This window comes from Mycobacterium talmoniae, assembly GCF_001854525.1.
Classification (GTDB): Bacteria; Actinomycetota; Actinomycetes; order Mycobacteriales; family Mycobacteriaceae; genus Mycobacterium; species Mycobacterium talmoniae.
Genome location: NZ_MLQM01000362.1, coordinates 1 through 839 on the forward strand (window position 1 = coordinate 1; position 839 = coordinate 839).

Annotated in this window: 2 protein-coding genes; both read right to left on the minus strand. The window is 72.1% G+C overall.

What is annotated here, in order from left to right; all coding sequences use genetic code 11:
- A partial coding sequence (locus tag BKN37_RS27370) for a shikimate kinase (protein ID WP_071030442.1) occupies positions 1 to 497 on the minus strand: 497 nt, incomplete at its 3' end.
- Positions 497 to 839, minus strand: a 343-nt coding sequence (locus tag BKN37_RS27375) for a chorismate synthase (protein WP_131823737.1), incomplete at its 5' end; no start/stop codon positions are given. The genes BKN37_RS27375 and BKN37_RS27370, both read right to left, overlap by 1 nt.

Sequence of the window (839 nt, forward strand, 5' to 3'; positions counted from 1 at the left end):
AGCCGCGCCACGATGTAGCGCACCACCGCGCCCGGGTTGCGCCGGTTGGTGTTCACCCGAAACGTCGCGACCCGGCGGTACAACGGAACGCGGTGGGCCATCAGGGCGCGGAATTTCTCGGCGCGGTCCCCGCCGGCCAGCAGCGGCCGGACCGTGTTGCCGCCGGTGCGCCGCACCCCTTCGGCGGCGCTGATCTCCAGGAACACCACGGTGTGCCCGGCCAGCGCGTCGCGCACCCCGTCGGTGGTGACGGCGCCGCCGCCCAGCGACAGCACCCCGTCGTGCTCGTCGAGGGCCTGCCGGATCACCTGCTCCTCGATCCGGCGGAACTCGGCTTCCCCGTCGGTGGCGAAGATGTCGGCGATGCTCCGTCCGGTCTGCTGCTCGATCGCGGCGTCGGTGTCGAGCAGGTCCACCCCCAGCGTCTTGGCCAGCCGACGCCCGATCGTGGACTTACCCGAGCCGGGCAGCCCCACCAGTACGGCCTTGGGTGCCATCACCCCGAGGCCCGCACGTCGTCGGTCGCCGGTTCCCGCTCGGCCACCGCGCGCCGGTAGGCCTCGATGTTGCGCCGGGTTTCGGTCAGCGAGTCGCCGCCGAACTTCTCCAGCGCGGCGCGGGCCAACACCAACGCCACCATGGTCTCGACGACCACCCCGGCGGCGGGAACCGCGCACACATCGGAGCGCTGGTGGATGGCGACGGCCTCCTCACCGGTGGTCATATCCACGGTGGCCAACGCCCGCGGCACGGTGGAGATCGGTTTCATCGCCGCCCGCACCCGCAACGGTTGGCCGTTGGTCATACCGCCTTCGAGCCCACCGGCCCGGTTGGTGGAG